Source organism: Stieleria sp. (assembly GCF_041595215.1).
Classification (GTDB): domain Bacteria; phylum Planctomycetota; class Planctomycetia; order Pirellulales; family Pirellulaceae; genus Stieleria; species Stieleria magnilauensis.
Map to the genome: position 1 here is coordinate 1 of NZ_JBFHKV010000271.1, position 8,800 is coordinate 8,800.

At 60.2% G+C, this 8,800-nt stretch carries 5 protein-coding genes and 1 pseudogene; 5 read left to right on the forward strand and 1 reads right to left on the reverse strand.

What is annotated here, in order from left to right:
• The first annotated feature begins 275 nt into the window (after nt 1–275).
• The 5 genes from ABX749_RS12460 to ABX749_RS12480 all read left to right on the forward strand — a co-directional run bounded on the left by ABX749_RS12460 (nt 276) and on the right by ABX749_RS12480 (nt 8,534).
• On the forward strand, nt 276–2,462 hold the full coding sequence (locus ABX749_RS12460) for a serine/threonine-protein kinase (RefSeq protein ID WP_372896273.1): 2,187 nt from the start codon (nt 276–278) through the stop codon (nt 2,460–2,462).
• A gap of 204 nt (nt 2,463–2,666) precedes the next feature.
• The gene (locus ABX749_RS12465) at nt 2,667–4,949 is read left to right on the forward strand and encodes an ATP-binding protein (protein WP_372896274.1); all 2,283 of its coding nucleotides are present in this window, start codon (nt 2,667–2,669) and stop codon (nt 4,947–4,949) included.
• A 22-nt stretch (nt 4,950–4,971) separates the two neighbouring features.
• On the forward strand, nt 4,972–7,011 hold the full coding sequence (locus ABX749_RS12470; protein ID WP_372896275.1) for a putative bifunctional diguanylate cyclase/phosphodiesterase: 2,040 nt from the start codon (nt 4,972–4,974) through the stop codon (nt 7,009–7,011).
• Nucleotides 7,012–7,130: 119 nt separating this feature from the next.
• Entirely contained in the window at nt 7,131–7,628 is a 498-nt protein-coding gene (locus ABX749_RS12475; RefSeq protein ID WP_372896276.1) for a sulfatase-like hydrolase/transferase, read from the forward strand.
• Nucleotides 7,629–7,646: 18 nt separating this feature from the next.
• Nucleotides 7,647–8,534 carry a sulfatase-like hydrolase/transferase gene (locus ABX749_RS12480; RefSeq protein ID WP_372896277.1) on the forward strand — a complete coding sequence of 296 codons (888 nt, stop codon included), beginning with the start codon at nt 7,647–7,649 and terminating at the stop codon, nt 8,532–8,534.
• Here ABX749_RS12480 and ABX749_RS12485 read toward each other — a convergent pair.
• Nucleotides 8,504–8,800 (reverse strand): annotated as a pseudogene (locus ABX749_RS12485) (hypothetical protein); the annotation flags it as partial. The gene ABX749_RS12480 and the pseudogene ABX749_RS12485 overlap by 31 nt on opposite strands.

The window sequence follows — 8,800 nt, forward strand, 5'->3', positions numbered from 1 at the left end:
GGAACGGCGCGAGCCGTCCGGTTTGACGTTGAAAGACCGGAGGGCTCGCGCCCTGCCGCTAACAAATACCGAAGGAGCTAGCGGAACGGCGCGAGCCGTCCGGTTTGACGTTGAAAGACCGGCAGGGCTCGCGGCTTGCCGCTAACAAAAGTCCCCCGTTTGGCGCCAAAGTAAGTAGCATTGCACGCGCGCCCCATGCCACCTCCGTTGCGGCCCCTGATGGTGGTCGATGCGAAGACGCCACCCCTTCCTCCGATTCTTCCGCTGACGTTTCCATGCCCGTTCCGTCCGAAGCCGACGATCCGATCGACGAAGCATTCGCAGCCTATCTGCGTTCGTGCGATGAAGGATCCGTCGGTTCGCGAGAAGAGTTCTTGGCACAGTTTCCCGAGATGGCCGAGGAACTGAAGAGTTTGATGGACGCGGCCGACGCGATTCATCGTTTCACCGGGGCGAGCGTCCCGGACTCGGGCGAAGTCGCTCAAGCCGCCGCCGCCGCGGACACCGTCGATGTGATGGTCGCCGGCCCCGACGATTCCGGCGACGACCCCGCCGCGACCCTTCCCGAGGCACATCGCCCCAAAGGGGATCCGGGACCGACGCTGCCGTACACGCTCGGCGACTATGAATTGTTGGAGGTGATCGGCCGCGGTGGGATGGGCGTGGTGTATCGGGCGACCCAACGCATGCTCAATCGAACCGTGGCGGTCAAAATGATTCGCGGCGGCATGTTGGCCTGTGAGAACGATGTGCGGCGGTTTTACACCGAAGCCCAGGCCGCCGCCCGGCTGCACCATCCGGGAATCGTGCCCGTCTATCAATTCGGTCACGAAGCCGGCCATCACTTCTTTTCGATGGCGTTGATCGAAGGGACCGATCTGCAACGCAAGATCAACGACGGCGAGCTGCCGATCGAAGATGCCGCCAGATACGTTCGCGACGTGGCGCGGGCATTGGAACATGCCCATCAGAACGACTTGCTGCATCGCGACATGAAGCCCGCCAACATTCTGATCGATCAAAAGGATCGGGTTCACATCACCGACTTTGGCTTGGCCAAGAATCTGAGCACCGACAGCAGCGTGACCGGCAGCGGGGCGGCTGTCGGCACGCCCAATTACATGGCACCCGAGCAGGCCGGCGGGCACAGTGATCGTGCCACGCGGCAAAGTGACGTGTATTCCCTCGGCGCGATTCTGTTTGCCTGTGTCACCGGGCGGCCACCGCTGGTCGGCGACTCGGTCGTGGAGACATTGATGCAGGTCGTGCACGAGCCGCCGCCGGCGATGCGTTCGTTTCGCAGCAACGTGCCGACGGATTTGGAGACGATTGTTGCCAAGTGTCTGGAAAAAGAACCACGCAAACGCTATCAGTCAGCCCGAGACCTCGCCGAAGATCTGGATGCGTTCATGGAGGGCCGGCCGATTCTGGCGCGGCCCCGCGGGCGGTTGCTGAAAATGTGGCACTGGGTGGCGGGCGTCCCCTTGGTCGGCGCCCTGATCGGTCGCAAGATCGTGCGGACCTCACCGGGACACCGCCGTTTCCAAGCCGCGATGCTGTTGCTGTTGGCCCTGTCGCCATTCCTGTTTGTCATCGGGGCGATGCTGTGGAGTCACCATATCGAAGCGATGCCGCAATCGGTGACGCTCGCCGGCGGGCTGGATCAAGGCACCTACAATCGCGTCTCGCAGGCGCTCGCCGATCGGTTGGAACAATCCGCCGGAGTGGCGACACGTGTCGTCGCCAGCGGCGGCTCGCTGGACAACCGCCAACGGTTGATCGCCCGAGAGGTCCAGCTGGCACCGATGCAGGCCTCGGCGATCAGCGGCGACGAGCTGTGTGTCATCGCACCGTTGTTTTATGAAGCGGCGCATCTGCTTGTCCGCGCCCCCGAACTGTTGGAACACCAAGATTCCTTCGGCTTGCAGTTTCTGGCCGGACAGCGCATCGCGGTCGGTCCGATCGGCAGCGGATCGCGCCGCGCCGCGGACATGATTCTCGACTCGCTGAAACTTCCCGCCGACGTCACGCCGCGTGAAGTCATCCCCTGGGACCGGCTGCAATCAACCGACGCGCCCGATGTCGCACTGATCTGTGTCGGACGTGGCAGTGAGCTGGTTTCCCAATTGCTGCGGCGCGACTGGCGGTTGGTTGCGATTCCGCAAGGCATCACGATTTCCATGCAACACCCGACCTTGCGGACGATCACGATCGACCCAACGGATTACCCGACCGCCGGCATCCCCGAGGGAGGGCTGGCGACGGTCGGCACCACCGCCTTCTTGGTCACCCGCCGGGATGCTCCCTCGGCCCTGGTGCAAACCACGCTGGAACTGCTCTACCAATCTCCGCGTCTGTTCGTCGACCTGATCCCCAGAGAACGTGCCGCCGAATGGCAGGGATTGGATCTCCATCATGCCGCGCGAGGCTACTTCGAATCGCTCGACATCGAATCGCGGTAAGGGGCTCTCAGCCCCCCGCCTTGTCTGCTCTCACCGGAGCCGTCTGAAGGCATGCGGCTCGGCGGGCGAGCGTCATGATCGGTCCAGTCGACAGGATCGGTCCCCGCTATTCCCCTCCGGTCTGGTTCGTCGAATCGTGCGGGGCCAGTTTCAAATTGCGAAACCTAGGGTTGCCTGAGTCTTCGGCCCCCAGGAACCCACCGCATGTCGACGCGATCACCTTTCTCACACGATCCCCCCACAGCCGACGCGCCCTCAACGGGTGCCGCTTCGGATGGGGCCGGTGAGACAATCCGTGAAGCCGCCGGCGAGCCAGCCCCTGGACGTCTCAATGACGGGCGTCGGGAACCGGGTGCGAGTTCGGACGAGACCGCGGCGACGAAACAAAACAAACGCTCCGCGCGGGATTCACCCGAACGAGACGGCACGTCGGGCGATCGAGACGATTCGATCCCGACGCTTTCTGCGAGTCAATTTGAAAGCGAGCATTCACAGTCACTGCGCAGCAAATTGGTCTTGGCGCTCGCGCTGATGTTGGGCGTGGTGGTCAGCATCGATGAAATCGTCCGCCAAAAAGTCATCGCGCCGGAATTCGCCAACCTGGAACGCGTCGCCGCACTCAAGGACACCAATCGAGTCCTCTCGGCGATCAACACCGAAGTCGAATTCCTCTCCGAAACGGCGGCCCAAGACGCGATCCGAATCGATCTCCATCTGCGGGCACAGAACGGAGGTGATCCTGCCGAACAGCTTGCCACCGCGTTGCCACTCGGGATGCTCGGGCAGGGCAAACGCGTCGAGTGGGCTGCGATCACCCGTCCCGACGGGCGTTGGACGTGGCTGGCGACGACTCCGCCCGACTCGGCCGACCAGGCGCCATCAACACGGCCCGACGTGGCCGACCTCGTGTTTCCGGGGATCGCGGAGCGGATTGCGGCTCAGCGAGACGAACCGAGCGGCTCGGACGATGCGGACACGGTTCGCGGCATGACTCGCGGCAGTGACGGCCAGTTGTACTTGTTCGCCGCCGTTCCACTGCACCATCACACCAACGGATCGTCGCTTCGAAACACCCGCGGAAAGGCGGATTGGCAGACGCCGGCGTCCTTCTACGTCGTCGGCCGCCAGTTCGGTGACGCGGTGATGACGGATCTTCAGCAACGAACCAGCGTTCTGTTTTCCGTTCGCCCCCTTTCGCACGACGCAACGTTGAAACAGTCCATCGAGGTAGAACCGACCGACAGTTCGCTGCTGTGTGTCCAATGGCCGCTGTTGAGCCCGTCCGGCAACCCGTTGGCTGAACTGACCGTCCATTTGCCACGTGAGGTCACCAGTCGCAGCAACCGGACCACCGCCTTTGCCCGCTACCTTTCACTGTGCGGGGCGTGTGCTTCGCTGCTGCTGTTGTTGCTGTTGTTGCAGCGGATCGTCATCGGGCGAATCGAAAGGATTCGTGAGCACACCGAACAGATTGCACGCACCGGGATCATTTCCGAAGCGACCAGCGCGCCGGTTTTGCGAGTCGCCGGTCACGACGAGATCGGCCAGTTGGCCCAGTCCTTCGATCGGATGCGGACGCGATTGGGCGACGCCCAGCGACGTCTTTCCGACGCATCGCACGCGGCGGGAATGAGTCTGGTGGCCGACACGGTGATTCACAACGTCGGGAATGTGCTGACGAACGTTAACAGCCTGATCGAAACCGCGACGCGGCGTGTGGAAAGCCTGCGGATCGAACCGCTCGAAAAGCTCGCCTCCCGGTTGCGACAAGACGACGTCGACGTCGCCCTGCAACGCGCGACGCCGGATTATCTGCAGCGTTTGAGCGCGACCTTGGAAGACGACAAAGACGATTTGGCTGCGCTGCTGCAAACGCTCAATGACAACATCCAGCACATTCACCAAGTGATTCGTGACCAGCGGCGGCATGCCAACCAGCCGATCAAATGGGCCCACCTGGATGTCAACGGTGTGATCGCCGAGGCGGTCCGGTGCAGTCAGGCTCGGTTGGAAAAGGACAACGTCTCGGTCGACTTCAAGCGAGAGGATGTGGTTCACATCTGGACCGATCGATCGCTGTTGCTGCAAATTCTGATCAACATCATCACCAACGCCGGCAACGCCACACAGGACATTCGTCACCGCCAGCCGACGCTCACGATTGATCTGATCCGCAACAAATCGACCGTCCAGCTTCGATTCCGCGACAACGGTTGCGGGATGGACGAAGCGACCCTGGCCCGCGTCTTTGATGCCCACTTCACGACCCGCCAGTCGGGAAGCGGACTGGGGTTGCATTTCTGCGCGATCGCAATGAAACGAATCGGTGGCGCCATTCACGCCGAAAGCGACGGTCCCGACCGGGGGGCTACCTTCATTCTTGAAGTGCCGGTCGTCAAACCATCCGACGAAAGTGACCCCGGGCATTCCAGCCAAGACCCCGATCTGGTCGGTACCGCCGCCGGATCGACCGGCAGCCATCGATGAAGGGAAATCACGGAGAGAATAGATGACAGACTTTGAAACGGAACGCCGCGTTCTGATCATTGATGACCAATCACAGATTCACGAAACGTTTGCGCGAATTTTTCAGTGCGATCATCGCAGTGAACATGAATTGGATGATTTCGAAGCGCGGTTCCTGTTGGATGATTCCGAACCGCAAGAACGCCAGGCGTCCAGTGCACCGGTCTTTGCGCTGACGCACGCCTACAGTGGCGAAGAAGGCGTCTATGAAGTCCAGAAATCCGTCGACGCGGGAGAGCGATTTTCGGTCGCCTTTGTCGACATGCGGATGCCCCGGGGAATGGACGGATTGGCGACCATCCGTCGGCTGTGGCGGATCGATTCCGATTTGCAAGTCGTGATCTGCACCGCCTACAGCGATCACACCTGGGACGACATCGTTCGCTGCCTCGGCTATAGCGACAAGTTGTTGCTGCTTCGCAAACCGTTTGAACATGACGAAGCCCGCCAATTGGCGTTGGCGCTCAGTGAGAAATACCGACTCTCGATCCGCCAGGAAGAGAAACTGGAACTGCTCAAGAGCGAAGTGAATCGGCGCCGTAAAGCGGAATCGGAACTGAGAGACATGGCGCATCGGGATGCGCTCACCGCGCTGCCCAACCGCCCGTTCTTGATCGAAAAACTGGAGCAAGTTCTCGCCAATCAAGGACCGCGACGGCGCTCCCATGACGCGCTGCTGTTTCTCGATCTGGATAACTTTAAAATCATCAACGACAGCCTCGGGCACGAGGCCGGTGACGACTTGCTCAATCAGGTCGCCGTCCGGCTTCAAGAATGCGTCCGCGATCACGATACCGCCTCCCGCTGCAGCGATTCGGTTGATACCAGCAACGATGCGGCCGGCGATGAAACGATCCGCTTAGGGGGCGATGAGTTCGTCGTGCTGCTGGAACGGTTGGCCCATCGCGATGACGCCTTGCTGGTCGCCCGCCGCATCGTCCAGCGAATCTGTGAACCGTTTTCGCTCGGTGATCGACTGGTCACCGTCGGCACCAGTGTGGGAGTCGCCTTCATCGATGACTCCCTGGCCGACGGCCACGAAGCCCTGCGCAACGCCGACACGGCGATGTATCAGGCCAAAAACTCCGGCAAAGGCCAAATCGCGGTGTTCGACCAAACCATGCACGATGCGGTCGTCGCCCGGCATGAGTTGGAAGCACAGCTTCGCGTCGCACTGCGGGAAGAAAAATTTGAACTGCGATACCAGCCGATCGTGAATCTGAAAACCTGCCAGATTCAAGGCGTCGAAGTCTTGTCGCGTTGGCGCGGTGACGATGGAGAATACGTGCCCCCGAGCGAATTTGTGCCCGTGGCCGAAGAGATCGGATTGATCAACCACTTCGGCGAATGGGTGCTGGAACGATCGATGCGTGAATTCAGCGCCATGATGGCGTCGTTTGAGGATGCACAGCGACCGCAAGTCTATCTGGGCGTCAATATCTCGCGACGTCAGCTCGCCGATCCCTTTTTCATTGATCGACTGCAAGCCATCATCGATCGTACGCGGTTCAAGTGGTCGTTGAAACTGGAAATGTCCGAAAACGGTGACACCCGTCACAACGAACGGTCACTTCAAACGATGTTGGATCTGCACCAAAGCGGTGTCGGGATTCACATCGACGATTTTGGCAAAGGCAACTCGTCACTAACCTGCTTTCACGACTATCCGATCGAAACCGTGAAGATCGATCGCACGTTCACCGCGTCGATCACCATCGACCACGGGCATGCGATCATCACCCAAGCCATCGTTCAACTCGCGCACCACCTGATGGCAAACATCGTCTGCCAGGGCGTCGAGTCGGCTCAGCAATTGAATCTGCTGCAACAGTGGGGATGTGACCTCGCCCAAGGCTATATCTTCGCGCCGCCGCTGGATATCGTCCAGCTGGAACGATTGCTGATCACACCCGGTGAAAGCGACGGGATCAAGATTCTAAAGTCCACGGTTCCGGCCCCTGTGACGATGCCCGGCAGTCCCACCGGCGGTCCGACCGGCGGGATTCAACTGCCCAGCCGGTGAACACACGCTGTCGGTCGCGCCGTGCATGACGATCGGCTTGCACAGCATGCCCGACACGTCTTGGGTTACAATCGCGGGATGATCGATCTGTATCGCTCCACCCCGCAACAACCACGACGATGATCCAAAGATTGCTGTTTGCTTGCCTTGTCGCGTTCACTTTCGCGCCAGGCATCGCTGCCGCCCAGCTGCCGCGTGAAATCAAAAACGTCGTGATGATCGTTGCGGACGATCTCAAGGCGAGTGTGCTGGGGTGCTATGGCGACAAGGTCTGTGCGACACCCAACCTGGACCGCCTGGCCCGCAACGGAATGGTTTTCCAACGCGCTTACTGTCAGGGCACGTGGTGTTTGCCGTCGCGAATCTCTTTCATGTTCGGCCGCTATCGCGACAAAGAGAATGTTTCGCTGGGACAACATTTACAAACACACGGATTCAGCAGCACGCGTGTCGGCAAGATCTTTCACATGCGTGTCCCGGGCGACATCATCGCCGGGACCGACGGCCAGGACCATCCGGAGTGTTGGTCGGCGCGATTCAAGTCGCCCGGACCGGAGGCACACACGCCGGGTGAGTACGCGTGTTTGAATCTGAACATCGTGACGCGTGATTTGTAGAATCGGCAATCGACGCGAATGCCCCACCGCATGTTCGTTTCGGTCAAAGGCGACGCCGATGGAACCGAGCAACCGGATTATAAATCGGCGAGCAAAGCGATTGAGCTGTTGAAACAGTCGCCGGAGCGCCCGTTCTTTCTCGCCGTCGGGTTGGTGCGACCGCATTACCCGATGGTTGCCCCGAGCGAGTATTTTGAGCCGTATGGCATTGAGCGCATCAAAATGCCGGCCAACTGGCACGACGACACCGATGACATTCCGAAACTGGGGATCGCCAAGACCAACAACCGGAAGAACTCGATCGGAAAGTATCCCGACAACCAGAAACGCATGTGGGCGGCCTACTACGCCAGCGTGACTTTCATGGATCATCAGGTCGGTCGAATCCTGGACGCCCTTGAGGATTCACCCCACCGCGATCAGACGGCCGTGATCTTCACCAGCGATCACGGTTACCATCTCGGGGAGCATGGGTTCTGGCAAAAAAGCAACCTGCACGAAGAAGTGATTCGCATACCGTTGCTGATCGACGCCCCGGGCATGCCATCCGGGCAAACCGATTCGCTCGCCGAGTTGGTGGATCTGTACCCGACGATCTGTGACTTGGTCGGTGTACCGGTCGCAGCGGCCGCCGAGGGAACGAGCCTGATGCCGGTGCTTGCCGACTCGACCGCCAGCGTCAAATCCGAAGCGCTCTCGTTTCAAAACGGAACGTCGATTCGCACCGACCGCTGGCACATGATGCGTTACAACGACGACAGCGAAGAGCTCTACGACATGCACAACGACCCCGGTGAAACGACCAACCTGGCGAATCAATCTCAATACGCCGAGGTGCTCAAGGGGTTGCGGGAACGGTTGCGCGAGCGAACCGATCACTTCACCGAGCGAAAAACCCAGCGATAGTTGAGCGGTTCGGACATGTTGTACTTGTCCAAAATATACGCTTGCTCTTCGGGGTCGTCGAACGAAGGCATGCCGAATCGGATCTTGTCTTCGGTCTGATTCATCGCGTCGCCGGGCCGAAAGAAATTCAACTGCAACGCTTTGCGACGGTACGGTGCGTCATCGCCTTCGCCGTCTTGCTGGAATGCGTTGGTCAGTCCCGAAACGTACAGCGAGACGTAATCGACATTCGGATTGACATCCATCCAGGTCAGAATGCCCCAGAC

Excerpts from the sequence above, each read along its gene's own strand:
- ABX749_RS12460 (WP_372896273.1), top strand. The coding sequence starts at position 276 with ATGCCCGTTCCGTCCGAAGCCGACGATCCGATCGACGAAGCATTCGCA.
- ABX749_RS12465 (WP_372896274.1), top strand. The coding sequence starts at position 2,667 with ATGTCGACGCGATCACCTTTCTCACACGATCCCCCCACAGCCGACGCG.
- ABX749_RS12470 (WP_372896275.1), top strand. The coding sequence starts at position 4,972 with ATGACAGACTTTGAAACGGAACGCCGCGTTCTGATCATTGATGACCAA.
- ABX749_RS12475 (WP_372896276.1), top strand. The coding sequence starts at position 7,131 with ATGATCCAAAGATTGCTGTTTGCTTGCCTTGTCGCGTTCACTTTCGCG.
- ABX749_RS12480 (WP_372896277.1), top strand. The coding sequence starts at position 7,647 with ATGCCCCACCGCATGTTCGTTTCGGTCAAAGGCGACGCCGATGGAACC.